Source organism: Sorangium sp. So ce185, from assembly GCF_051526825.1.
Taxonomy (GTDB): Bacteria; Myxococcota_A; Polyangia; order Polyangiales; family Polyangiaceae; genus Sorangium; species Sorangium cellulosum_D.
Map to the genome: position 1 here is coordinate 3,656,198 of NZ_CP150316.1, position 24,955 is coordinate 3,681,152.

At 73.5% G+C, this 24,955-nt stretch carries 19 protein-coding genes; 10 read left to right on the plus strand and 9 right to left on the minus strand.

Going from position 1 to position 24,955, the window contains the following annotated elements; translation table 11 throughout:
- Nucleotides 1–329 precede the first annotated feature (329 nt).
- Nucleotides 330–749, plus strand: coding sequence for a hypothetical protein (locus tag WMF26_RS13635; RefSeq protein WP_438000687.1), 420 nt, complete (start codon nt 330–332; stop codon nt 747–749).
- Here WMF26_RS13635 and WMF26_RS13640 read toward each other — a convergent pair.
- Nucleotides 746–2,419, minus strand: a complete 1,674-nt coding sequence (locus WMF26_RS13640) for a hypothetical protein (protein ID WP_438000688.1) — start codon at nt 2,417–2,419, stop codon at nt 746–748. The two genes, WMF26_RS13635 and WMF26_RS13640, sit on opposite strands and share 4 nt — an antisense overlap.
- Nucleotides 2,412–6,620: a DUF6531 domain-containing protein gene (locus tag WMF26_RS13645; RefSeq protein WP_438000689.1), complete on the minus strand. Its 4,209-nt coding sequence runs from the start codon at nt 6,618–6,620 to the stop codon at nt 2,412–2,414. The genes WMF26_RS13640 and WMF26_RS13645 overlap by 8 nt, the downstream gene beginning before the upstream one ends.
- A 295-nt stretch (nt 6,621–6,915) precedes the next feature.
- Between WMF26_RS13645 and WMF26_RS13650 the strand changes: the two genes are divergently transcribed.
- From WMF26_RS13650 to WMF26_RS13665, 4 genes are read left to right on the plus strand one after another with little or no spacing between them, the layout of a single operon-like run.
- The gene (locus WMF26_RS13650) at nt 6,916–8,142 is read left to right on the plus strand and encodes a hypothetical protein (protein WP_438000690.1); all 1,227 of its coding nucleotides are present in this window, start codon (nt 6,916–6,918) and stop codon (nt 8,140–8,142) included.
- A gap of 36 nt (nt 8,143–8,178) precedes the next feature.
- Nucleotides 8,179–8,769: an RNA polymerase sigma factor gene (locus WMF26_RS13655; protein ID WP_438000691.1), complete on the plus strand. Its 591-nt coding sequence runs from the start codon at nt 8,179–8,181 to the stop codon at nt 8,767–8,769.
- Entirely contained in the window at nt 8,766–9,776 is a 1,011-nt protein-coding gene (locus tag WMF26_RS13660) for a hypothetical protein (protein ID WP_438000692.1), read from the plus strand. Before WMF26_RS13655 ends, WMF26_RS13660 begins: the two co-directional genes overlap by 4 nt.
- Nucleotides 9,777–9,795: 19 nt before the next feature.
- Nucleotides 9,796–10,686 (plus strand): hypothetical protein, encoded by an 891-nt coding sequence (locus WMF26_RS13665; RefSeq protein ID WP_438000693.1) that lies wholly within the window; start codon nt 9,796–9,798, stop codon nt 10,684–10,686.
- A gap of 48 nt (nt 10,687–10,734) precedes the next feature.
- Here the strand turns inward: WMF26_RS13665 and WMF26_RS13670 are convergent, their stop codons facing one another.
- On the minus strand, nt 10,735–11,226 hold the full coding sequence (locus WMF26_RS13670; protein WP_438000694.1) for an N-acetyltransferase family protein: 492 nt from the start codon (nt 11,224–11,226) through the stop codon (nt 10,735–10,737).
- A gap of 256 nt (nt 11,227–11,482) precedes the next feature.
- On the opposite strand from WMF26_RS13670, the gene WMF26_RS13675 reads away from it, so the two are divergent.
- Complete coding sequence (locus WMF26_RS13675) at nt 11,483–11,923, plus strand: CBS domain-containing protein (protein ID WP_437946612.1); 441 nt, start codon at nt 11,483–11,485, stop codon at nt 11,921–11,923.
- A gap of 86 nt (nt 11,924–12,009) precedes the next feature.
- Here the strand turns inward: WMF26_RS13675 and WMF26_RS13680 are convergent, their stop codons facing one another.
- From WMF26_RS13680 to WMF26_RS13690, 3 genes are all read right to left on the minus strand, one after another.
- The gene (locus WMF26_RS13680; RefSeq protein ID WP_061626487.1) at nt 12,010–12,381 is read right to left on the minus strand and encodes a hypothetical protein; all 372 of its coding nucleotides are present in this window, start codon (nt 12,379–12,381) and stop codon (nt 12,010–12,012) included.
- A gap of 77 nt (nt 12,382–12,458) precedes the next feature.
- A complete protein-coding gene (locus WMF26_RS13685) occupies nt 12,459–13,088 on the minus strand; it encodes a hypothetical protein (RefSeq protein ID WP_438000695.1) in 630 nt (209 codons plus the stop codon).
- On the minus strand, nt 13,085–15,202 hold the full coding sequence (locus WMF26_RS13690; RefSeq protein WP_438000696.1) for a hypothetical protein: 2,118 nt from the start codon (nt 15,200–15,202) through the stop codon (nt 13,085–13,087). Before WMF26_RS13690 ends, WMF26_RS13685 begins: the two co-directional genes overlap by 4 nt.
- A 428-nt stretch (nt 15,203–15,630) precedes the next feature.
- Here WMF26_RS13690 and WMF26_RS13695 point away from each other — a divergent pair, with 428 nt between their 5' ends.
- The 3 genes from WMF26_RS13695 to WMF26_RS13705 all read left to right on the plus strand — a co-directional run bounded on the left by WMF26_RS13695 (nt 15,631) and on the right by WMF26_RS13705 (nt 19,220).
- The gene (locus WMF26_RS13695) at nt 15,631–17,502 is read left to right on the plus strand and encodes a DUF4041 domain-containing protein (RefSeq protein WP_438000697.1); all 1,872 of its coding nucleotides are present in this window, start codon (nt 15,631–15,633) and stop codon (nt 17,500–17,502) included.
- 209 nt (nt 17,503–17,711) lie between these two features.
- The gene (locus tag WMF26_RS13700) at nt 17,712–18,662 is read left to right on the plus strand and encodes a hypothetical protein (RefSeq protein ID WP_438000698.1); all 951 of its coding nucleotides are present in this window, start codon (nt 17,712–17,714) and stop codon (nt 18,660–18,662) included.
- A 69-nt stretch (nt 18,663–18,731) separates the two neighbouring features.
- Nucleotides 18,732–19,220, plus strand: a complete 489-nt coding sequence (locus WMF26_RS13705) for an N-acetyltransferase family protein (RefSeq protein WP_438000699.1) — start codon at nt 18,732–18,734, stop codon at nt 19,218–19,220.
- Nucleotides 19,221–19,295: 75 nt separating this feature from the next.
- Here WMF26_RS13705 and WMF26_RS13710 read toward each other — a convergent pair whose 3' ends face one another.
- Both WMF26_RS13710 and aroE read right to left on the minus strand, forming a co-directional pair.
- Nucleotides 19,296–20,525: a vWA domain-containing protein gene (locus WMF26_RS13710; protein WP_438000700.1), complete on the minus strand. Its 1,230-nt coding sequence runs from the start codon at nt 20,523–20,525 to the stop codon at nt 19,296–19,298.
- 302 nt (nt 20,526–20,827) lie between these two features.
- Nucleotides 20,828–21,652 carry a shikimate dehydrogenase gene (gene aroE, locus WMF26_RS13715; protein ID WP_438000701.1) on the minus strand — a complete coding sequence of 275 codons (825 nt, stop codon included), beginning with the start codon at nt 21,650–21,652 and terminating at the stop codon, nt 20,828–20,830.
- 312 nt (nt 21,653–21,964) lie between these two features.
- Between aroE and WMF26_RS13720 the strand changes: the two genes are divergently transcribed.
- Complete coding sequence (locus WMF26_RS13720) at nt 21,965–24,211, plus strand: molybdopterin oxidoreductase family protein (RefSeq protein WP_438000702.1); 2,247 nt, start codon at nt 21,965–21,967, stop codon at nt 24,209–24,211.
- A 63-nt stretch (nt 24,212–24,274) separates the two neighbouring features.
- Here the strand turns inward: WMF26_RS13720 and WMF26_RS13725 are convergent, their stop codons facing one another.
- On the minus strand, nt 24,275–24,922 hold the full coding sequence (locus tag WMF26_RS13725) for a class I SAM-dependent methyltransferase (RefSeq protein WP_061627518.1): 648 nt from the start codon (nt 24,920–24,922) through the stop codon (nt 24,275–24,277).
- Nucleotides 24,923–24,955: the final 33 nt, after the last annotated feature.

Genomic DNA, 24,955 nt, shown 5'->3' on the forward strand with positions numbered 1-24,955 from the left:
CAAGTGGGAAAAGCCGCGTTGCCCGCGCAGCTTTACGCCCCTGGTAAAAGCGCACGTCGCGGATCGCGGCGACAGCGTGGGCGTCGTGTCGACACCGGGGGACAGGTGCGGCGACCGTCGCATTGCGCGAAATGCGCGGCGGATCTCGCGATCTCCCGCGGAGCGGCGAGGGATCCGGCAGGGGGCGAGTCTCCGGCGAGCACCTACCCGAGGAGAGGCGGAGTCGCTCGCGCTCGAGGAACGGCCGAGTCCGGTCGCCGGGGTGGCACGGCGGGCCACACGGGGCCGGGAGCCGTGGTGTATGCTGCCGCGAGCGGTCGGAGGATTGGATGATCCATCGGCAGACAGGCGAGATCGAGCTCGCGTCCGGGCTCCGCATCGGCCCCTCGTATTCGGAAGCGCAGTTTTTGTCGTCGCCGCTCGCGCGGACGGCCAACGCCCTGAGCCAGGCGCATCCGCGGAGCGGTTACCGGACGGCGCGCCAGCGCATCGGCTTCCGCACCTTCCGGATCACGCTGCACTTCTTCAGCGGCAAGCTCGCGTCGGTCGAGCTCTTCGAGGTGGGCGCGGAGTCGAAGGCCTTCTGGAACGACTGGTCCGAGAAGGAGGAGGCCGAGCGCAAGGCGAACCACGACGCGTGGCTGGAGTCGATGCTCGGCGCGCCGCCGTACGAGTATTCCTGGGGCAAGGTCACCTCGGAGCACGACCCGCGGGGCGGCTACAGCAGCATCGTCGTGCGCTTCGCCTAGGCGCCCTGGATCCGCGCGAGCGCGCGCTCGAGAGGCTCCCTGCGATCCCGGGGGAGCAGGCCGAGCATCTCCCGGCCGAGATCGAGGACCGCGGGCGAGAGCGCCCTCGCGATCAGCGGATCGTACCGGGGGTCGACCTCCTCGCCGCGCTCGCGCAGCGTGCGCAGCATCGGGAGCATCACGAGGAGGCACTCCTGCGCGTTCGGGCTGGAGGACCGCCCGATCTCCAGCAGGTGCTCGGCGCGCTCGCGCAGGCACGCCGTCAGCGCGCGGCGCACCGGCTCGACGAGCCGCAGCAACAGCCCAGGGCCACGGTCCGCGAGCAAGGTGGGGAAGGCGAGGGGAGCATAGGCGCCCGAGACGATGTCGAGGCAGAGCCGGAAGATCTGCTCCGGAGAGCGCTGGCCGTGGAGCGCCTCCAGCAGCGCCGCCTCGTCCACCTGCCCGCGGCGGAGCGCCCGGAGCCACTTCCAGGTCGGCCAGTCGCGGGGCGAGCCGTCGACCGGCATCGTCAGCCGCGCGTCGAGCGGCCCCGGCGGCGACAGCCCGAGGAACCGCGCGCCCTCCTGCGGCAGCCATAGCCCCCGCCGGGCCAGCATCGAGGACGCTTCCCGCGCGAGCGCCTGGAGCGCGCCCTCGGCGACCAGGAGCTCGAGGGTCGCGCGCTGCGGCGCCGAGAGCTCCTCGGGCAGCACCTCGTCGTGCTCGCGCCCCTCGTACTGCCGGAACGCCACGTCGAACAGCGCGGTGAGCAGGGCGGCCAGCGACTCGCGGTGCGGCGCGGGCGGCTCGACGCGCTCGCCGCGGACGCGCGGCAAGAGCCGCTGCCCTGCGGCGAGCCGGCGCTCCACGGCGGCGCGCAGGACGCCGAGCGCCTCCGCCGGCCGCGCCTCGCCGAGCCGGCCCAGCACCCGCGCCGCGTACGCGCCGACGTGCCCGTCGCCCCACGGGAAATCCCACCGGGCGAGCGGGCCGAGCGCCGCGGCGTCGCCGATCGCCTCGAGCGCCGCGCGCGGCATGTCCCGCGGCGCCACGTGCGCGAGCGCGATGCCGGCGCTCCCGCGCACCAGCGGATCCCGGGAGCGCAGGAGAGCCTCGAAGCGCGGCGCGCCGATCGTGGTCCCGAGCCGCCGGCCGATCAGCCCCAGGGCCACGACGGCGCTCGCCCCGTGGGCGCCTTCCCCTGCCGCCTCGACGGCGCGCTCGACGGCCTCGCGGTGCTCGAGGGTCGGCCCGGGGAGGGCGGCGAGCACGCAGGCCGCGCTGGCCCGGAGCTGCGGATCGCCGTGGAGCGCGTGCCGCACGTAGAGCGGGGCCCCGGCGCGCGCGGCCTCGCCGACCGCGTCGGCGAGCGGAGAGCGCTCGCGCGCGGGCGTCCCGAGGTCGCCCTCCGGCGAGAGGAGCTCCCGCACGAGCAGCAGCAACCGGTGTCGGTCCGGGACCTCGGGGGCCTCCAGCAGCTGGATCACGAACGGGACGACCGCGAGCGAGGCCGGCCACAAAGTCCCCTGGTGCACCAGGCGCTCGAGGAGATCGAGCCAGGCGTCTTCGCGCACGTCGGCGTCCGGAGAGGCCAGATCGTGCAGGATCTCCGGGATGACGTCGCCGGGCCCGCAGGGCGTCTCGAGGGCTCCCCAGTCGACGGCGTCGAGACCCTCGAGCTCAACCACATCCGCCTCGTCGCCTCGCCGCCCGCTGCCTGCGGTCGCGCTCGGCGTTGTAATCGTCCCTCCCCAGCATGTTGGGAGGCACCGGATCCGGGCCCAGGTAGAGCGTTACCGGCATGCCCTGGCCGCCCCTGCCCGCCCCGAGGCCGGTGTACTGGATGGCCATACCCTGGTTCTCGGGCAGCTGCCTGAAGTTGTCCATCGCGTTGACGCAGTTCGCGCAGGAGTGCCACTCGCCGAAGATCCGGATCGTGGAGCCCGCGAGATCCGTGCGCCCGGTGAGCTGCTGGACGAGCATGACCTCGCTGTCCAGGAGCCGGTTCCCGGGGACGTTGCCGACGCGGAACTCCGGGATCTCGGTGCCGTCCGCGAGCGTGATCCTCACGTCGATATCGTGGCTGAGCCCGAACGGATCGACGGACCACGTGGGCGCTCCGCCGAACCCGTACAGGTCGTTGCCGCCGTAGATCCCCAGCGGATCCGGGCTGCACCACCGCGCCACCTCCGGATCGAAGTAGCGGTACCGCGTGTAGCGCAGGCCGGACTCCTCGTCCTCGTACTGCCCGAGCAGGCGGAACGGCGGCTCCACGGTCCGGCCTTGCGCCGCGCGCTCGCCGTCCACGAACGTCTCCCGTAGCTCGCCCCAGGCCGAGTAGGCGCCGGACCACGCCACCCGGCCGGCGGCGTCGATGAGCTCCCTCGGCGTGCCCACGTGGTCGGTGACGTAACAGAACACCTCCCCCTGCTCGGCCTGGAGGAGCGGAAGAAACGTCCCGGGGGCGTGGACGAAGGTCCGTGTCCCGCGCTGGCCGTGGATGTCGGCCGCGAGCATGTCGCCATCCCAGACGAACTCGACGACCTCGCGCAGGTCCGTGCCGTCGTCGAACACCTCCTTGCGGATCCGGCGCCCGAAGGCGTCGTAGGTGAACGCGACCCTGGCGCCCGACGGGAGCCTCACCTCCCGCAGCTGATCGCGGCAGTCCCACACGTACGCCGTCGTGTCGTCGGGCTGCCCGTCCGCTCCGCTGCGCGCCGAGCGCTTGAGGACGCGGCGGCCCCGCCGGTCATGGCTGTACGTCGCGCGCTCCGTGTGGACCAGGCGGTTGCCCGGGGCGATCTGCCAGGGCTCCTGCTCCGCCGGCTCCGCCTGAGGCGCCGGCTCGAAGCGCTCCAGCATCCTCCTCAGGGAGCCAGCGACGTCGTAATCGAAGACCTCGCGCCGGGCGCCCCGCTGCGCGGCGACGAGCTGGCCCATCGCGTCGTGCGCGAACGCGGTCGCGCCCCACCGGCGGTCGTCCAGCCGCTTCACAACCCCGTTCTCGTCGTAGCGCCAGGATCGCTGGGCCAGCACCGAGGACAGCGCGCCGCCCGGGGGGCCGACGCTGACCGTCCTCTCGATCAGCCTGTCCAGCGCGTCGCGCTCGCTCTGGATCGTCACCTGTCCCGGGGCGTGCCGCGCGACCTCGCGCCCGAGGCGGTCGAGGCGGATGTCGAGCCGATACCCGTCGTGCTGCACGCCCGTCAGGCTGTACGCCGCGTCGTACTCGTACCGCGTGGTCGCGCCGTCCGGCATGATCCGCTCGGTCCGCCTGCCGCGCGGGTTGTACCCGTACCGGATGCGGCGGGCGCCCTGCGTCTCGGCGATGATCCGCCCCAGCGCGTCCCGCTCGAAGACGGTGACGACCCGCTGGCCCCCCTGCTCGCTCACCGCGCCGAGCAGCCTGCCCTTCGGATCGCGGTGGAAGACCGCGGTCACGTCCGGCGAGTCGTCGCGCACGATGTTGCCGAGCGGGTCGTGCGAGAACGCGCGGAAGGTGCTGTCCGGATAGTCGATCCGGGCGAGCCGCCCGGCGCGCGAGTACGCGTAGGCGAGCTCGCGCCCATCGAAGGACGTCTCCGTCGCGATCCGCCCCGCCGTGTCGTAGGTGAACTCGTAGCTCTCGCCGCGCGGGTTCCTGACCCGCCGCAGCCGCTCTCGCGCCGTGTACGCGAAGCTCCACGTGCCCCCGCCCGGCTCGGTCACCTTCGTGAGCACGCCGGTGCCGCCGTACTCCATCTCGTGGCGATACCCCATGGCGTCGGTGGACCGGATCGGCCGCTCGAGCGGGCCGTACTCCCAGCGCTCGACGGTGCCGTCCGGGCGGCGGAGGGCGAGCAGGCGCCCGAGCCGGTCGTACTCGACCGAGCTGCGCCGGCCGAGCGCGTCGGTCCGCGCGACGGGGCGCCCCATGGCGTCATAGGCGTACTCCGTCCTGGCGCCGCGCGCGTCGACCTGCTGGACGACGTTGTGTCGCGCGTCGAACGCGAAGGATGCCAGGAGGCCCTGCTCGCCGTGGATCGCGCGGACCCGGCCGCGCTCGTCGCACGTCAAGACGTACCTCAGCCCGGAGGGATAGACGATCTCGCGCAGGCGGCCGCGCTCGTCGTACCCGTAACGCTCCACCACCCGTCCCTCCGACTCGACGCGAGCGACCGGCAGGTCGTCCTCGTGATCCCACGTGATCACGTTCCCGGCGCGGTCGATCTCCCGGATCTTGTTCCCGCGCGCGTCGTACTCGTACCGGATCGTCTCGCCCGCCCCGTTCGCCTCGGCGAGGAGGTAGAGGTCCGCGTCGTACGCGCACGTCCGGATCAGGATCCCGTCCGGCGTCTCCTCGCGCACGACCAGGCCGTCCTCGTTCCAGTGGAGGATCCGCGGCTCGTCGTTGCCGCTCAGCCGCGTGATGCGACGCTCGAGATCGGGCACGATCTCGACCGCATGGATCCCGCCGTCGCCCCAGGTCCTCCAGCACCAGCCGGTCTCGGGATCGTACTCATAATGGAAGCTCACGCCGTTCTTCAGCGTGGTCTTCACCATCCGGTGGTCCTCGTCGTACGCGTAGCGGTCCGCGTACCCGAGCGCGTCGGTCGCGCTCGCGAGCTCGCCCATGGCGGTATAGCCGTAATCGACCCATTGCTCGAGGCTGTCGCCCGCCCACACCTCGAGGCGCGCGATGCGGCCGCCGTGGGTCAGCTTGACCCGCACCTCCCGGCCCGCGGTGTCGATCACCCGGCGGAGCCTCGCCCCGCTGTACTCCAGCGCGATGGCGTTGCCATACGCGTCCTCGATCGATCGCAGGAGCGCCGGCCCCTGGGGCTCGGCCGGCGCGAAGCGCCGGGTCAGGCGGCTTTCGTGATCGTAAACGGTGAAGGCGCCGTCCGGGAGCGCGGTCAGGGTGAGGCGGTCTCCCCGGTGGAAGGCGCGCTCGCCCGGCTTCACCGCCCTGAAATAGACGTCGCGCCCCTCCTGGTCGCGGAGCGTGATCCGCTGCTCGCCGCGCTCGACGCGCTGCTCGAAGCTGTGGACCCACCCGCCGCGGCCGAGCGACGTCCGCTCGAGGGCCCGCGCCGAGGAGTAATGGCGCTCCCAGGAGAGCTCGATGGCGCCGGGGAGCGAGAGATCCACCCTGGAGTCGACGACGCGCCCCGAGGTCACGTCCACCGGATGGCCGGCCTCGGTGCACTTGCTCCGCGGCGGCGCGGAGGCGCCCTGGTCGGCGAGGTCCTTGGCGCCCTTCTCGGCCGCCTCCTGGCCCGCCTCGTCGGCGTTCTTGGTCGCCGCGCGGAGCCCGTCGCCGACGACATCATCGCCCTTCCGGAACAGGGGCCTCACCAGGTCGCCCGCGAACTTCGCGAGGAGCGCGCCGCCGGCCCTCGCCACGACCTCGAAGGCGAGATCCAGGACCAGATCGATCGCCAGCGTCAGCGCCCCTTGCGCGAAATCGCTGAACGTCGGCGTCGTCTGCACCGTCCCCGGGTTCAGGACGAGCGACGTGGGCCACTTGCCGTACTCCCAGCAATCGGCGTTGAGCGACACCGGGCCGCCGATCACGCAACACGTCGCCTTCTCGCCGCAGATCTCGACGGCTCCCCGCGGCAGCCAGCACTTGTGAGAGCCGAAGAGGATGTGGAGCGGCGTCAGGGCGTCGAGCGGATCGGGGATGATCCCGAGGTGAGGCCACAGGAACATCGGCTCATGCTGGTGCGTGACCGACGGGACGCCGTTGAACAGCACCGTCGGGTGCTGCCTGTCCCCCAGCGTGAACGGGTGGAGCAGCGTCAGCTTCCAGAACCACATCGGCGCGGGCGGGAAGATGTGAAAGCCGCTGTGACCCTCGATGCCGACGATGAGCCAGCCGTTGATGTCGTGAAAGTTGTGCGCCATGCCCGACTCCCTCGCGCCGGTGGGAAAAATCAAGCTTTGGTGGAGCTGGTAGGGCAGTCCCACACCACGGTAGAAAAAGCGGCGCGATGTGGCAAGGTGTGTCCCGCGCGCTGTTCCGCGGCACCTTGGCGAAGCGCGGGTATCCGTCTCGGCCCGATCGACGGGGCGCCCGCCACGACCCTCGTCCGCCTCGTCGCCGCTTTGGGGAGCTGTCGTCCTCGCGCGGCGGCGCGGCGTTCGTGGCGGCGTGTGATCGGCGCAGCCACGCACGGCGGCTCGTGTACGCTGCGCCGCCGTGCGATGTTCCGGGAGCGCCGTGCTCCACCCGCGCCGTCTCGTGGCCGTCGCCGTGCTCGCCGGTGCCCTGGCCGGGTCGGACGCGCGGGCGGAGGACCAGCCCCTGCGCATCACCTACGAGGCGCACGAGGGCTGTCCCAGCCCCGAGGTGTTCCTGCGCGAGCTGACCGCGCGCACGAGCCGCGCGCGCGCCGCCGCGCCGGACGAAGCGGCGCTCGAGGTGCGCGTGCGCATCACCGGGAGCGCGGGCGCTACCCGCGGCCGGATCACCCTCGGCGCGGGGGAGGGGGCGCGCGTCCGCGAGGTCGGCGGCGTCACGTGCGCGGAGGTCGTCGCGGCCCTGGCGCTCATCACCGCCCTCCGGGTCGACCCCACCGCGTCGCTCGATCCGAAGCCGCCGGCCGCTGAGCCGCGCTCGACCGAGGTTCCGGCGCCCGGCGGCGCGGCGACCGTCGGCGGGGCGGCGACCGTCGGCGGGGCGGCGGACCCCGCCGGCGCGGCGCGCGCGGCCGGCGCGGCGGAGGCCGCCGTCGGCGAAGCGCCGGGATCATCGAGCCCGCCCCGCGCCGCCGCGCCGCCGCCCGCCGCCCCCCCGGCCTCACCGGCGCAGGTCGCGCGCGCCGCGCCCGCGTCGGCCCGCCCGCCGTCACCTGCCGCCCGCGTGTCCTCGGGCTCCCCGCGGCAGCCGCTGCCCGAGGAGCGCCGGTGGACGCTCGGCCTGCACGCGAGCGCGGCGTCCGGCGTCACCCCTTTCGCCCTCCTCGGCGGGGGGCCCTTCCTCGAGCTGCGCGCCGACGTGGGCGTCGGCCTCTCGCTTCGCGGCGCGATCGAGCTGGCCGCCACGGGCGCCGTCGACGTCGGGCCGGGCGGCGCCAGCTTCACCCGCGGGATCGGACGGCTCGACGCCTGCGCGGACCTCTTCCGCCCGGCGCGCTGGCTCGCGCTCGCGCCCTGCGTGGGCGCCGAGGGCGGCTTCCTCCGCGGCGCCGGGCGGGTCGGCGAGGCGATCGCCGAGGCGAAGCAGGCCACGGTGCCCTGGGCCAGCCTCGGGCTCCTCGCGCGGGCGACCGCCTCGCTCGGGGCGCGCGTGCGCGCCGACCTGCAAGGCGGCCCGCAGCTCCCGCTGGTGCGGCGCTCGTTCGTGTTCGAGAGCCCCGCGCAGCTCGTCCACGAGGTGCCCGCGGTCACGTGGACGCTGCACGCCGGCGCCGGCCTGTCGTTTTGATGATCCGGTCGCCTGGATCCGGAGATTGCACGAGGCGTGAGCCGTGGTGAAGCGCTGACCCTGGCGGAGCTCCCCGCCGCCGTCCCACCCGAGAGCCGGGCGGCGGCCGGGCGCCTCGCTGCGCTCGTGACGCAGCACTCGGCCTTCGTCTGGCGCTCGCTGGTGCGGCTCGGCGTGCCGCGCGCGGACGCGGAGGACGCGGTGCAGCAGGTCTTCCTGGTGGCGGCCCGGAGGCTCGGGGACATCGAAGCGGGCCGGGAGCCTGCGTTCCTGTTCAGCACGGCGCTGCGGATCGCGTCGCGCGCGCGGAGGACGCAGCAGCGGCGCCGGGAGGTCCTGGAGGACGAGCCCCGCGAGCGCGCCGATCCGGCGCCGGGGCCCGAGGAGATGATGGATCGCGCGCGCGCCCGTGCGGCGCTCGACGCGATCCTCGACACGATGCCGCTCGATCTGCGCGCCGTCTTCGTGCTGTTCGAGCTGGAGCAGATGCCGACGGCGGCCATCGCGGCGCTGCTCGAGCTCCCGTCGGGCACGGTCGCGTCCCGGCTCCGCCGCGCGCGCGAGCACTTTCAGGCCGCCGTGAAGCGGCTGGAGGCGCGGGCCCATCACCGAGGAGAATCGCCATGACCGATCCCGAGCGCCTCCTGGACAAGAAGGAGGGTGATCTGCAGACGGCGCTCCTCCGCGCGGCGCTCGACGAGAGCCCGCCGAGCGGCCTGACGAGGCGTACGCTCGCCGCGCTCGGCGTCGCGACGGCCGCGACGCTCGCGGGCAGCGCGGCCGAGGCGGGGGCGAGCGGGGCGGCCGCGGGCGGGGCGGCCGCGGGCGGGGCGGCCGCGAGCGGGGCGGCCGCGGGCGGGGCGGCCGCGGGCGGGGCGGCCGCGGGCGGGGCGGCCGCGGGCGGGGCGGCCGCGGGCGGGGCGGCCGCGGGCGGGGCGGCCGCGGGGGCCGCGCTGAAGGTGGCGGGCGCGGCCAGCGGAGGCGGGATCGCGAGCGCGCTCGGGATCGGCGCGCTCGCGGGCGTCCTCACGCTCGGGGTCGTGCACTGGACCGACGTCACGTCGCCGGCGCGGCGCTCGCAGGAGGCGCCCACCGCGCCGGCGGCACCGGTACACCCGCCCGCCAAGGCGCCGGCAGAGCTCGCTCCGCCGCCGGCCTCCGGCGCGGCAGAGGCGGAGCCACGGCACGTCGCGGAGGAGCGCGCCGACGAGGGCCCGCCCCTGTCCGGGCCAGCCGCCCCGGGTCGAGCCGCCCCGGGTCGAGCCGCGCTGGCGAAAGCCGCGCCGGCCGCGAGCAGCCCGCGCGCGCCCGAACGGAACACGTCGACGCTGGCCTCCGAGCTGGCGTTGCTCGACACCGCGCGGCGCGCGCTGCGGCGCGGCGATCCGGCGGCCGCCCTCGCGCTGCTGGATCGCCACGCGCGCGAGTTCGACGACGCGCAGCTCGCCGATGAGGCCGCGGCGATCCGCGTCGAGGCGCTGGCGAGCCAGGGAGATCGCGCGGGCGCGCGAGCGGCGGCGCGGCGCTTCCTCGAAGCGCACCCCGGCAGCCCGCACGCCGACCGCGTCGAGTCGGCCGCCGGCATCGGCGCGCGCGAAGAAACCGTGATCCGGCGGAGCGAACCCGGAGATTGAACCGGCAGGAGGCTTTGTGATGAGGCTCTTGAACACCGTATCCACACTCTGTTGCTCCTCGGTGCTCTCGCTGCTCGTCGCCGCGTGCGGGATATCTTCTCTCGGCAGCGGCGTAGGAGGCGACGGCGGCAGCGACAGCACCAGCAACTCCGGCGCAGGCACCGGCTCGAGCTCTTCGAGCGGCGCTGGCAACGGCTCGAGCTCTTCGGGCGGCGCTGGCGCCGAGTGCCGCGGCCCGAACCCCGCCGGCTGCAGGACGCAGGGCTGTCCCGCTGGGCAGAGCTGCGTCGACGAGGGCTGCACGCCGTCGAGCTGCGGATGCGACCCAGCGACCGGATCATGGTACTGCACCGACGACTGCGGCGGCGGGACGTGCGTGGCCGACGAGCCCGCGTGTCGCGGCCCGAACCCCGCCGGCTGCAGGACGCAGGGCTGCCCCGCGGGGCAGAGCTGCGTGGACGAGGGCTGCACGCCGTCGAGCTGCGAATGCGACCCAGCGACAGGATCGTGGATCTGCACCGACGACTGCGGCGGCGGGACGTGCGTGCCCGACGAGCCCGCGTGCGGCGGCCCGAACCCCGTCGGCTGCAAGACCCAGGGCTGCCCCGCGGGGCAGACCTGCGTCGAAGAGGGCTGCACGCCGTCGAGGTGCGGATGCGACCCAGCGACCGGATCGTGGGTCTGCACCGACGATTGCGGCGGCGGGACGTGCGTGCCCGACGAGCCCGACGAGACCGAGTGTCGCGACCCGAGCCCCGCCGGCTGCAAGACCCACGGCTGCCCCGCGGGGCAGACCTGCGTCGAAGAGGGCTGCACGCCCTCGGCGTGTGGATGCGACACGGCGCGCGGCGTGTGGATCTGCACCGCCGATTGCGGCGGCGGGATCTGCGTGCCCGACAGCGACGCGTGAGGCGAGCCGAACCCCGTCGGCTGCCGCGGCGCGCGCTGGCAGCGGGCGTTACAGCGCGCGCCGGTAGCGGACCTCCGGCAGGCTGCCCGCGCCGACGCGCGCGCCCCGTCGCGCCCCGTCGCGGGTGAAGCCGGAGAGCTCGTAGAAGCGGCGCGCGCGGGTGTTCCCCTCGAGGACCCAGATCGTCATGGTCCGGTGGCGGCGCCGCGCGAGGTCGGCCTGCGCGGTGTCGAGCAGCGCGGCGCCGAGGCCGCGGCCCCACGCGGCGGGCAGGAGGTAAATCGTGTAGAGCTCGCCCACCGCGCGGGGATCGTCGTCGTCGTCGCGCGTCGGTCCGGCGCTCGCGAAGCCGAGCGCGGCGTCGTCGGCGCAGAGCACCCAGGCCCGCGTGCCGGTCGCGGCGCCGTGGAACAGGATCCGCTGCCAGCTCGCCTCGCGCGCCCGCACGGAGAGGGCGTTGAGGTCGGCCGCCGGAACGAGGCCGAGGTAAGCCGCCCTCCAGGAGTCGACCTCGACGCGCGCGATGGTCGCTGCGTCCATGGGCTGCGCTCGGCGGATGACCGCCCTCGTGATCCGCTCCGACATGGTGCCTCGCGTCCCAGTATGCCTCTCGGCGCGGCGCGCGGCGCTGCCGCCGCGCGGTCCAGGGCGCTCGCCCGAGCCGGCCGCCCCGTCAAGCGGTGCCTGACGCCGCATTCATCCCGCTGCTCCATCCCCTGCCGGCGCCGGTCCCCTAAGGTCCGGGTGTGCGCGGTGACGCAACCGAGCGCTGCAAACGGAGCCGAAGGAGGAAACCATGCTGTGCAAGGAGATCATGAAGAGGGAGATCCAGTGCGTCATGACCTCGGACACGATCCAGACGGCCGCGCGCAAGATGCGCGATGCGAACGTCGGCTTCCTTCCTGTGTGCGACGACGAGGGGAAGGTGCTCGGCACGCTCACGGACCGCGATCTCGCCATCCGGGTGCTGGCCGACAGCCGCCCGCTGAGCACGAAGGCGGGCGACGTCATGACCCGCGCGGTGGTCGCGTGCCGGCCTGACGACGAGGTGCACCGCGCCGAGCAGCTGATGGGGCAGCACCACAAGTCGCGCGTCCTGTGCACGGACGCTGACGGACGGCTGGTCGGCATCATCAGCCTGTCGGACATCGCGCAGCGCGAGGACGACAAGACCACGGCGCAGACCGTCCGCCGGGTGACCGAGCGGGAGGCGGCGCACGGCGCAGGGGCGTCGTAGCGGCGCCGCGGCGCTCGCGAAGGGGGCCGCCTCGACCGCCCCCGGGGCCTGCGGCGGGGCGATCCGGCCTCAGCGGCGCTGCGCGATCACCCCGGGCCGCGCAGCGCTTCGACCAGGGCCTCCACCAGCGCGCGCACCGGCAGCGAGGGCGCCCGCTCGCCGAGCAGCTCGAGCACGTCCTCGTCGTCCTCGCCGCACGAGAGCTGCACGGCCGCGACCACGGCGCCATCGCGCTCGACCGCCAGGTCGAAGATCCCCTCCTCGTCGCTCACCGGCGCGCCGAGCAGCGCCGACAGGCGGCGGCCGAGCAGCTCGGCCAGCGGCTCGTCGCCGCCGAGGCCTGCCTCGTCGGGCTCGATCCTGGCCTGGACCGGGCGCGCCGGCCCCCCGCTCACCTCGGCCCCCTGGCGATCGAGCCGGAAACGCAACCCACGCGCCTCGAAGATCCCCGTCGTCACGCGCCCGATCAAGGCACGCCGCGCGCGTCCGGGCAAGCCGGTCCGAGCGCGATCGCTCTCCGCGGCCCGCGTCGGGCTCACAGCACGCTGACGAGCGGCCCGGCGTCGCCGTCGAGCCATTGCTCGGAGATCATGAAGTTGGTCGAGATCCCGAGCTGGCCGCGGTACGCCCACACGCCCGTGAGGATCTCGATCACCCTCCGGTCGCCGCGCCGGACGGGGAAGACCACGGAGACGCCGCTCGCGAGCTCCTCGCCGTTCTTCTGGTCCAGCCGGAACCACGCCTCGCCGGCGCTCGCTCCGAGCGTCCTCACGGCGGCCAGCGAGGGCGCCGTGCAGTCGATGCGCAGCCACTCGCGCCGCATCCGCGCCTTGCACGCGGCGCCGCTCTTGTCCCTCGCGAGCCGCACCGGCTCGGCGTCGTCCCACTCCGCCATCGCGGGCCGCGGCGTCCGCTCGGGCGCGGGCGGCGCCTCTTCCAGCGCGCGCGGCTCGGGCGCCGCCGCGCCGTCCCCCCCGTCCGGCGCTCCCTCTCCCCCGTCCGGGAGGGCTGCCCCCGTCTCTGCCCGAGGTCCGGCCGCGGCGCCGTCCGGCGCGGCGGCCACGGCGCCGGACGGCGCCGCGGTGTGAGCGCTCTGCGGCTCTGCGGCTTGCGCCGGCGCGAGCGCGCCGAGCAGGACTGTCCCGATCCAAAGGAGCTTCTTCATAACGTCCTCAAGAAGGCGACGAGCGCCGCCTTGTCCTTCTTCGACATGTGGCTTGTGCGGCCCATGCGATCCTCGTTGTTCTCGACGAGCTCTTCGAGCGTCCTCGCGGAGCCGTCGTGGTAATAGGGCGCCGTCCCGGCGACGAAGCGCAGCGATGGCGTCTTGAACACCTGGTCCTTCTTCTCCCTGTAAAACCCCGGCTGGGCGACGAAGCGCGGCATCGGGTAGCCCATCCGGTCGGTGTACTCGGTCTCGGGCACATGGCAGCGGGAGCACTGGGCCGCCTCGCTCGTGAAGAGCGCGAATCCGTGCTTCTCCTGCGGCGTGAGCGGCCGATCCTCCCGCGGCGGGGGCGCGAGGCCCTCGCGCAGGAAGCTGGCGAGGTAGGTCGCGCGCAGCCCGAGCGCGCCGTCCTTGGCGCCGCCCGTCCCCCATCGATGCAGGCCGAAGCCCTCCAGGATGCGCGCGGCCAGGCTCTCGCTCTGGGCGTTCCAGCCATAAGGGCCCACGGCCGAGACGCGCCCCGCGAGCATGGGTGTCTGTCGCGCCACGCCTCCGGCGAGCCCTTCCATCGGCCGGTTGTCGGCGGATCCGAAGAAATTGGCGAAGTCGCCGCCGCTGACCTCGTGCCACACGTGGCCGTCGTCGCGCCCGTCGGGGTGGCACCCGGCGCACCCGAGCCCGCCGCTCGTGAGCCAGTCGGTCGCGTTGTAGAAGAGCCTCCGGCCGACGGCGGCCTGCTCGACGAGCGGGGGCTCGGCCAGCCGGATGAACGGCACGGGCCCCGGCTCGTAGCGCGCGCCCGCCTTGTGCTCGTCGAGGCGGACGATGGCGAGCGTGTCGGTCGAGCGGCAGTACACCCACGCCACGGACTCGTCGCCGGAGAGGGCGACGCCGCTCGGCGCGCCGCACAGGGTCGCGGCGCCGACGTCGCGTGCGAGGGCGTCCACGGACCCCGGCGCCGCGGCGACGGTCGCCGGCGAGTTGCCGAGCCGGTAGGTGCCGAGGGGCCGGAGCGCCGGATCGATCGAGAGCGCGTCGAGCTCCACCAGGGCGTCGGTGCCTTCGCTGGCGACGAGCAGCGTGCGGGTGCTCTCGCGGACCACGAGGGCGCGCGGCTGGACGAACGGGGCGAGCTCGGTCTTCGGCGCTTCGAGCTCCGGGTCGCCGGCGATGTCGAGCTCGAAGTCCCGCGCGATCCGGCTCGGGGCGCCCTCGCGGCGGCGGGGCGCGAGGGGCTCGTCGTTGCCCGTCTGCAGGGCGTCGACCGTGGCGGCGCCGAACCACGAGAGCTCGCCGATCGCGCCGAGCGCGTGGCGCGCGACGAACAGGCGGCGGCCGTCCGGGGAGAGCGCGGCCGCGTATCCGAGGGAGGCGGCGCGCGGCTCGTCCGGCGGGGCGCGGTACGGCGACGGGGGGAGCGCGATCGAGCGCGCCTTGGGCGGAGAGCGCAGCTCGATCCGGGTGAGGGCCGCGGACGTGAGGTGCGTGACGTACGCGGCCGCGCCGTCCTCGCGGACCACGACGCCGCGGGGCTCGCGCGCGACGTCGATCGACCATGATGTCGAGGCGGTCGCGAGATCCACGGCGGAGACCTTGGCGGTCCAGGCGCTGGTGACGATGGCGGTGCGCTCGTCCGGCGTGATGGCCAGCCCCCAGGCGTCGGCCGGCAGCGGCACGCGCGCGACCTCCGCGAGGCCAGCGGTCGGATCCGGGCGCATGACGAGCAGCAGCCCGGGGTCTCGGATCGTGACGAGCACGCGGTCGTCGAGCGCGAGGACCTGCGCAGGGCGCCCCGGCATGGCGATCGCGACGGGCGGTGTGCTCACGTCCACGGGCAGCGGGATGCGGCGGACGACGCGGTGGTCCTCGTCGGCCAGGTAGAGCGCGTCGCCCTGGGGCGCGCGCACGAGGGCGCCGCCGGCGCGCAGGGCCGCGCGGAGCTTCGCGGACGGCGGCGTCGTGGACGGCGCTTGGGGGGGAGACGGCGGCGGCGTCGCGGTCTCCTCGGCTCCGGCATTCCGCTCGTCCGGCGCGGGTTGCCTGGAGGGGGGTGAGCAGGCCGCGGCGAGGAGGGCGGCGGCCAGAAGGAGAGTCGGTGTTCGGGGGTTCATCGGGCGCCCGCAACAACGACGCCGCTCGGTGGGGGTATTCCAGGAGTTGCCGGGTTTGGGACCCTGGGGGGCGGAGCGCCGGGAGCGGGTGCGGGCTCCGGACGGAGCGCTCTCCGGCGTCGAGGTGCTCGGCGCGTGGCGCGTTGTCGAGCGCGGCGGCGGGCGAGGCGTTGAACGGGTGCCCGGAACCCCACAGCCGCTAGGGGGACCGACCACCGGCGACGCCCGCGCGACCTGAACGACGCTGGTCCTGGCGGCCGGCGCGACCCCGCCGAGCGCGCAGCTGATCCGGAAGGTGCGCAGAGGTACGAAGAACGCAGCTCAGGAGGAAACGCTTTCATTGCGCTGACACGCCCTGTACGTTGATGCTAGCGGGGGGCCTACGATCGTTCCTGGCAAATCTGTCCCTCGCAGGAGTGTGCTCGGCCATGGAAGAACTGCTGGGAGCCCTGCTCGGTCTCGCGCTCATCGTGGTTGCCGTGCTCGTCGGACGGCTCATGAAGCTGAGGAACGAGAAGAACAAGCTTCAAGGAGCCCGCGATGCTGCCGAGCGGATGAAGGCCGAGCGAGAGCAGGCCCTCTTGGGTCTCCAGGAGCGGCACGACCGCGTCTTCTCGGAGCTCGCTGCACTCCAGCAGACGCATGCGACCATGCTCAACCGCTTCCGCGGCATCGTCGATGCCGAAGCCGAGCGACAGCGTGTGCTTACTCAGCTCGAGGCAGATCGGTCACGCTTGCAGAACGACATCGACCGTAGCACAGCCGAGTGGGGGCACGCCCTTCGGGCCGTGCAGACGCAACATCTCACCACGGGTACCGAGCTGGAGAAGCTGCGCCTGGCCCACGCTGCCCTCAGCGACGCCCATGCCAGCCTCGCCGCAGCCGAGAGGGAGAAGCGGAGCGCAGTCGATCACCTGGCGTCTCAGCAAGCGCTGTTGCAGAATGACCTTCACATCATGAGCGAGCGCCTCGGGCGCGTCGCTGCAACGGAGCAGGAGAAGCAGCGCACCGTCGCTCAGCTCGATGCAGATCGAGCACGTCTCCAGGGAGAGGTCACACAGGCCAGCGTCCAGTGGGAGCAGAAGCTGCAGGGACTCCGGGGCCAGTTCCAGCAGGGGACGGCTGAGCTAGCGTCGCTCCAGGCAAGCATCGCGAAGCTCCGTGCCGAGCAGCGCGCGCTGGAAGAGGAGTCGAACCTCCAGTCCTTCGGCTTCTACCGGCCGCGGTACGATTTCTCATCATCGGAGATCTACCAGGGCAAGCTCGAGCAGATCCGCGACCGCCAGAAGCAGATGCTCAAGGACAAGTCCGCCGCCATCTGCCGTACCGTGTGGACGGTCAACGGAAGCGCCGCGGAAGGGCGGAAGCAGGTCAGTCAAACCCTCAAGCTCATACTGCGTGCCTTCAACGGCGAGTCTGATGCCGCCATCGCGAAGGTGAGCTACAAGAACGTGAACGTGATGGAGTCTCGCATCAAGAAGTCGTGGGAGGTCATCAACGGGCTTGTCGGGGTACAGGCCTGCGAGATTACGAAGGCATACCTCGATCTCAAGCTTCAAGAGCTGTATCTCGCGTACGAGTACCAGGAGAAGGTCCAGGCCGAGAAAGAGGAGCAACGGCGTATCCGTGAGCAGATGCGGGAGGAGGAGATCGCGCAGCGGGAGCTCGAGAAGGCGAGGCTGGAGGCGGAGCGAGAGGAGCAGCGCTACGAGGAGGCGCTGCGAAGGGCGCAGGAGGAGGTCGAGAGGGCCGCCGGCGCCAAGCAGCTGAAGCTTCAATCGCAGATCGAGGCGCTACAGAAGAAGCTCGAAGAAGCGCACGCCAACAAGGAGCGGGCGATCTCTCGAGCGCAGCTGACGCGCTCGGGGCACGTCTATGTGATCTCCAATGTCGGCTCGTTCGGAGAGCACGTTTACAAGATCGGTATGACGCGCCGTCTGGATCCCTTCGATCGAGTGCATGAGCTCGGCGATGCGTCGGTGCCGTTCGAGTTCGATGTTCATGCGATGATCTATTCGGAGGACGCTCCGGCGCTGGAAACCGCCCTGCATCGTGCTTTCCACGAGCGACGGATCAACCTCATCAATGAGAAGAAGGAGTTCTTCCAGGTCGACATTGATGAGATTGCCAAGACCGTTCGGAGAATGCACGGAGAGATCGAGATCACGCGCGTCGCCGAGGCGGAGCAGTACCGCAAGACCGTTGCAATGAGGCAAGAGAGGGAGGCTGCACAGCAGACCTCGACGCGGGTGCGCCTCGCACCCGAGGCGCAGCCGGTCGCGGCCTACGCGCCCGCGTAGCAGCGCAGCGACCCCCACCCCGCGCAACGACCCGATCGAGGTTGGGGTAGCCCGGGCGGGATCGCAGCGGCCGAGGCTCCTCGCGGAGCCGTTCCAGGGGCCGCCGCCCGCCATGGCGCCGCCACCCGGCCGGCGTCGCGCCAGACCGCGGAAGCCCGTGGTTTCAGCCGTCTGAGCGGCTGGTATGCCCTCTGCCATGGGCGCCGCGCATGGGAGACGCCGACATCACCTTGCGCCACCTCGCCCGACGGCGCCCCGAGGACCTGGTGCGCGCCCTGGTCCCCGAGGGATCCATCGAGGTCCTCGGTTGGCTCGACAGCCAGGTCACGAACATCGAGCGCCGCCTCGACAAGGCCCTTCGCCTTCGGGTCGGCGGCGAGCCGCGAGTCTTGCATGTCGAGTTCTGCTTCGCGCTCCGGGGCGACGTGCCGGATCGCATCTTCGAGTACCTCGGCTTCCTCTTCGCCGCGCTCCGTCTCGAAGCCCCCGGTGAGCCGGTGCCGCCGATCGAGAGCGTCGCCGTGGTCCTCTCGGGGCGCAGGCGGCGCTTGCCGAAGGCCGCGGAGCGCCGCATCGCCTGGCCGGGGCGGCCGTTCAGCGGCGCGCGGTTCCGGGTCGACGCCGTCTACCAGCGCACGGTCGCCGAGCTGCGAGCGCGCGGCAGCGTGCTCTGGCTGGTGTTCGCCCCGCTTGCACGCAACGCGACCGCGGCGGCGCTGCGGGAGGTGGTCGCGGAGATCCACGCGGGCGCGAAGACCGCGGAGGAGCGGGCCGAGCTCTACACGGCGCTCCTGGTGATGGCGACGATCGATCCCTGGCGGCATAATCTGCTGAAGGAGCTCATCATGATGGTCGAGGACGAGGAAGAGGGGCTGCTCCGTCGCACGCCGATCATCGGGGAGATGATCCTCGAGGCCGAGCGACGAGGAGAGCAGCGAGGCGTGGAGCGCGGGGAGGAGCGCGGCGAGGAGAAGGCGATCGCCGAGCTTCTCGGCCGCCTCTTCGCGCGGCGGATCGGGCGACGACCGACGGCCGAGGAGGAGCGCTCGATCGTCGAGCGAGCCCGCGCGCTCGGTCCGGGCGAGGTCGAGGACGCCCTGCTCGATCTCGAGGCCGAGGCGCTGGTTCGCTGGCTCGCGGAGCCGATCCGCCCCTCGTGAGCCCCGTGGTACCCTGCCGCGCGACGAGCGCTGAGCCGAGCCGGCGCCTCGCTTCTTCCGGGAGACGCCATGCCTGACGCCACGCCGCCCGTTACCCTGCGCGAGATCACCCGCGATAACCTCGGCGCCATCCTCGAGCTCTCCGTGGCCGAGAGCCAGAAGGGCTTCGTCGCGACCAACGCGGTCTCGCTCGCCCAGGCGCATTTCGCGCCCGAGGCCTGGTACCGCGCCATCTACTGTGGCGACGAGCCCGCCGGCTTCGTCATGCTGGAAGACCAGTCGATGGCGTCCCCGCCGCCGGAGAGGCCCGAGATCGGCGTGTGGCGCTTCATGGTCGACCAGCGCTTCCAGCGGCGCGGCGTCGGCCGGGCGGCGATGCTGCAGGTGATCGAGCACGTGCGGCGCCTGGGGCGCTTCTCGTCGCTGCTGCTGTCCTACGTCCCGGGCCCGGGCAGCCCCGAGGGGTTCTACCGCAGCCTGGGCTTCCGCCCCAACGGTCGCATGGACGGGACGGAGGTGGTCATGGAGCTGCCGCTCGACGGCGCATCGTCGCCGTAGCGCGCCGCCGCGCCGCGCCGCGAGCGGCGGCGGCGGCCGCGCGATGATGCATGCGAGCGACGCGCGGCCTCCGGCTCAGTACGCGAGCACCTCGCTGCCGGACGAGAGCGCGCACGCGCCGTCCTCGGGATCGCCGCCCGTGCGGAGGATCTCGGACGGCGCTGGCTCGCGGTGGACGCCGGAGAGCTCGATGTCGACCATGCGCAGGATCGCGCGATCGAGCTTGGTCACGTAGTAGCAGGGGATCGTCGGCTCCTTGTGGGCACCGCCGACCCCGGAGTCGTCCGTCAGGAAGAGGTATCGGCCGCCCGTCAATTGCGCGGCTGAGCGCATGGTGATCTCGGTGAGCTCATCCACGCCGCTCGACGCGACGGGATAGACATGCACGCCGAGGTCCTTGAGGGCGCGTATCCCCTCTGCCATGGCGCCCGCGTTGGCGTCGTGGTGGGGCGCGTCCGCCACCCAGAAGGCGAGGCGCGCGGTGTCGTCGCCGGTGCGCCAGGCGAGGTCGGCCGCCTTGAACAGCGCCATGTCGGGCGCCTCCGGGAAGTCGCCGCCGCCGCCGGCCGCCTGCGCGGCGAGCTTCGCCTGGAACTCGTCGGGATCGTCGCGGAAGTCGAACCACCGAACGATGTAGTCGTCCTCGGTGTCTCTATAAACGACGAGCGACCAGCGCTGCGCGGCGTTCGGGTACTTGGCGAAGATGGATTCCGAGAGGGCGATGAACTCCGTCTGGAGATACGTGATCTCGTCGCCCATGCTGCCGGTCGTGTCGATGATGAGCGAGACGTCGAGCGTCTCCTTCGGTCCGGGAGGCGTCGCGAAGAGGCTGTTGGCGGCCTGGTGGTCGGCCTCGGTGAAGGGCAAGAAGCCCGGGAGCTGCTGCGCGTAGAGCGTGCTCCGGTACGAGAGGAAGAAGTCGAAGTTGCGGTTGTCGTCCCAGACGCCCGCGGTGAGCGTGCCAGGCTCGGCGCTGCCGCCGCCGGTGCCGCCAGCGCCGCCGCCGCCGCCAGCGCCGCCGCCGCCGCCGGTGCCGGCGCCGGGGCCGGGGCCGACGCCAGTGCCGCCGCCGGCGCCGACGCCTGCGCCGGTGCCGCTGGAGCCGCCGGAGAAGTCGCCCCCATCCGACACACCGCCCGCAGCGGCCGAGCCGGAAGCGCCGACGTCAGCGCCGGCGCCGCTGCCCGGGATCTCGCCGTCGCCGCCTTCGTCCGAGCTCGGGTCGCTCGAGCTCGCGCCGCCCGAGCACGCCGCCAGCGCCAGAAGGCTTCCCACCATGAAAGCGAAGCGGAAACGGATGCGCATGGGGTCTCCTTGGCCGCCGGGGCCTCACGTGCCCACGTCGGACGCGGCCGGGCGTGCCAGGTTGCATGCTGCGTGCCGAGTTCGAATCGTGCGATTTCGGGCACTTACGCGGCTGTGTGGTGAACGTTCTGTGCCAGGACGCGCCAGCGCGGCACCGGCAACCCGACCCAGGTTGGGGGAACCGACCCAGGTTGGGGCGACCGACCCAGGTTGGGGCGACCGACCCAGGTTGGGGCGACCGACCCAGGTTGCGCACGGCGAGGTTGCGCACGGCGGAGCGCCCCCCGGAAGACGAGCTCCGCTCAGGCCCCCCGCAGCGCGGCGATCACCGGCGCGGTGTCGGGCCGCACGCCGCGCCACAGCGCGAAGCACTCCGCGCCCTGCTCGACCACCATGCCGAGGCCGTCGGCGGTCTGCCTCACGCCGGCCGCGCGCGCCGCCCGCACGAACGCGGTCGGCTCCTTCTTGTACGCCATGTCGTACGCCAGCGAGTCCTTGTCCCACACGCCGTCGGGCAGGGGCGGCACCTCGTTGGTCATCGACGAGGCCGATCCGTTGATGACCACGTCGAACCGCCCGACGATATCGGCGAAGCCGCCGCCGGCGAGCCGGGCGGCGCCCGCCTGCGCGCCGAACTCGGCGGCGAGCTCCGCCGCCTTGCTGGCGGTGCGGTTGGCGATGAAGATCTCGGCCGGCCGCTCCTCGAAGAGCGGCAGCAAGGCGCCGCGCACCGCGCCGCCCGCGCCGAGGAGCAGCACGCGCGCGCCCATGAGCTCGCGGCCGAGGTTGTACGTGATGTCGCGCAGGATGCCGACCCCGTCGGTGTTGTCGCCGAGGATGGTGCCGTCGGCCCGGAAGGTGAACATGTTGATCGCCCCGGCCGCACGGCCGCGCGGCGTCAGCTCGTCGGCCAGCGCGAAGGCCTCGAGCTTGAAGGGCATGGTGATGTTCATGCCCTTGCCGCCGCTCCTCTGGAACTCGCGCACGGCGGCGGCGAAGCCGTCCAGCTCGCCGAGGATCGCGCCGTACTCCATGTCCTGCCCGCACTGCTTGGCGAAGGCGGTCTGCAGCGCCGGCGACTTGGCCTGGGCGATCGGGTTACCGATGATGGCATAGCGGTCGGTCATGGTCGTCTCCACGCCTCAGCAACGCGAGCAACGCGCGGGCCACACGCAACCTCGCCAGCGCGCGCCGCAGATCTACGACAGCGCCGCGCCTCTCGCCAAGCGCGCGCGGCGGCGCCCCTCCGTCCAGCGCCGCGCCCTTCGCCGTCACGCGCGTCATGTACACAGCGTCAACCCGAGGTTGACGCCGCGAGCGATCGCCGTCGCCCGAGCGCGCCCCGGCGCGAGCCTCGCCCCGCCGCGCGCCGCGCCGCCCCGCGCAGCTCGAGCTCCGTCGCTCGCGGGCCGCGCCGGGCGCTGATACCCTCGCGCCCCATGCCGAGCCACGGGACCGCGCGCACGCACCACCGCACCTGCAACATCTGCGAGGCGATGTGCGGGATCGACATCGAGGTCGACGGCGACCGGATCACCTCGATCCGCGGCGACGAGCGCGACCCGTTCAGCCGAGGGTACATCTGCCCGAAGGCGCTCGCGCTCCAGGACCTCCACGAGGACGCGGATCGCCTCCGGGCTCCGGTCCGGCGCACCGCCTCCGGCTTCCAGCGCATCTCGTGGGACGACGCCCTCGACGAGGTCGCCGGGCGGCTCCGCGACGTCCAGGGGCGCCACGGCAGGGACGCCGTCGCGGTCTACCTGGGCAATCCAAGGACGCACAACTACGCGTCGCTCCTCTACATCACCCCGTTCCTGGAGGCGTTGCGGACGCGGAGCTGCTTCTCCTCGAACTCGGTCGACCAGCTGCCGCACCACCTCGTCTCCACGCTGCTCTTCGGGCACCAGATGCTCGTCCCCGTGCCCGACATCGACCGCACCTCGTTCCTGCTCATCGTCGGGGCCAACCCGGTCGTCTCGAACGGCAGCCTCATGTCGGCGCCCGGCATGCCGCGGCGGCTCAAGGCGATCCGCGCGCGCGGCGGCACGATCGTCGTCGTCGACCCGCGGCGCACCGAGACCGCGGAGATCGCCGATCGCCACCACTTCATCCGCCCCGGGACCGACGTCTTCCTGATGCTCGGGCTGCTCTCGACCCTCTTCGCCGAGCGCCTCGTCTCGCCGGGGCGGCTCGGCGATTTCATGAACGGGCTCGCCGACATCGAGCGGCTCGTCCGCGACTTCACGCCCGAGCGCGTCGCCCCGAAGGTCGGCATCCCCGCGGCGCAGATCCGCGAGCTCGCGCGCGCCTTCGCCGCGGCGCGCCCGGCCGTCTGCTACGGCCGGATCGGCGCCTGCCTCCAGGAGTTCGGCGCGCTCACCACGTGGCTCATCGCGGTGCTCAACCTCGTCACCGGCAACCTCGATCGCCCCGGCGGGGCGATGTTCGCCCGACCGGCCGTCGACGTCGTCGCGATGCAGGACCTGCTCGGCCAGCGCGGCGAGTTCGGCCGGAGCCGCAGCCGCGTGCGGCAGCTGCCCGCGTTCGCCGGGGAGTACCCCGCCGCCGCGCTCGCCGAGGAGATCCTCACGGAGGGCCCGGGGCAGGTCCGCGCGCTCCTCACGATGGCGGGCAACCCGGTGCTGTCGACGCCGAACGGCCGGACGCTGGATCGAGCGCTGGCCGGCCTCGATTTCATGGCCAGCATCGACTTCTACATCAACGAGACGACCCGGCACGCCCACGTGATCCTGCCGCCGACCGGCCCCCTGGAGCGCGATCACTACGACCTCGCGTTCCACGCGTTCGCGGTCCGGAACACCGCCAAGTACGCCCCCGCGCTGTTCGCCCCGGCGGACGACGCGCGCCACGACTGGCAGATCCTCGTCGAGCTCGGCGCGCGCCTCGCGGCGCCCGGGCCCGCGGCGCCGCTCGCCGGCCGCGCGGCGCGCCTCCTGGCGCGGGTGCTCCCGCCGACGCGGCTGCTCGACGCCGCGCTCCGCTTCGGGCCTTATGGCGCCGGCGTGCGCCCGCTGTCGGGCGGCCTCTCGCTGCGCAGGCTCGAGCGCGAGGCGCACGGCGTGGATCTCGGGCCGCTCGTGCCGTGCCTGCCCGAGCGGCTGTTCACGCGGTCCGGGCGCATCGAGCTCGCGCCGGAGGTCCTCGTCGCCGATCTCGAGCGAGCGCGCGCGGCGCTCGGCCGCGAGGAGCGCGGGGGGCCCGGCCAGAAGGAGCGCGGGGCGGGGGAGGCGGGCGAGCCGGGGCAGCGGGGCGAGGCGGGGTACGACCTCCAGCTCATCGGGAGGCGCCAGCTCCGGAGCAACAACTCGTGGCTGCACAACAGCCGTCGCCTGGTGAAGGGCAGGAACCGGTGCACGCTGCTCATGCACCCGGAGGACGCCGCCCGCCGCGGCATCGCGGCCGGGCAGCGGGTCCGGGTGCGCTCGCGGGTCGGGAGCATCGACCTCGAGGTCGAGCTGACCGACGAGGTGATGCCCGGCGTCGTCAGCGCCCCGCACGGCTGGGGCCACGGCCGCGACGGCGTCCGGCTCGAGACGGCGCGGCGGCACGCCGGCGAGAGCGTCAACGATCTGACGGACGACCTCGCGATCGACGCGCTCTCGGGCACCGCCGCGCTGAACGGCGTCCCGGTCCGCGTCGAGCCCGCCGGCACCCCGCCGGCGTAGCCCGGCCGCCCCCGTCGACCGGTCGACGCACAGCGCGCCGCCTCCGCCGCGGCCGTCGCCCGCTCAGCCGATCGCCTCGGCCGTGAGCAGCCGCGTCCGCCGGCCCGACGCGAGCGTGAGGTGCTGCCCCCAGCTCGTCTGGTGCGGGACCTCCCCGTCCACGATCTCGCTCGCCCGGATCTCGAACCCCGCGGCGCGGTAGGCGGGGCGCAGCGCGTCGTCGATCCACGCGTCCGAGAGCTCGGGGAGGCCGAGCCGGGCCGCGTAGGGCCGGTCGTCGAAGACGCTCTGGTTGAGCAGCGCGATGAGCTCCCCGCCCGGCCGGACGAGCCGGCGCAGCGCCTCGAGCACGGGCGCCTCCGGGAGCACCAGGGCCGAGAGCAGCGACGCCCACGGGAAGTTCAGGGTCAGGGTGTGGGCGAGCCCGGCGAGCTCCTCGGGCAGCGCCTGCACCGACGCGACCACGAAGAGCGCGTTCGGCCGGCCGCCGCGGGCGGGCTTGCGGCTGGCGCGCCACGACACCTCGCGCATCCGCTCGCCCGCGGGGTCCACGCCGATGCAGTACGTGTCCGGGTGGGCGCCGGCCGAGCGGTACACGAAGCGCCCGTCGCCCGTGCCGACGTCGATGAGCACGCGCGCGTGGCCGGCGAGCTTCGCCTCGAGGTCCGCGCGCGTCCACGTGACGGACGCCTTGCCGAGCTGCACGATCATCGCCGCCTCGAGGCCGCCCTCCCGGCCGCCCGC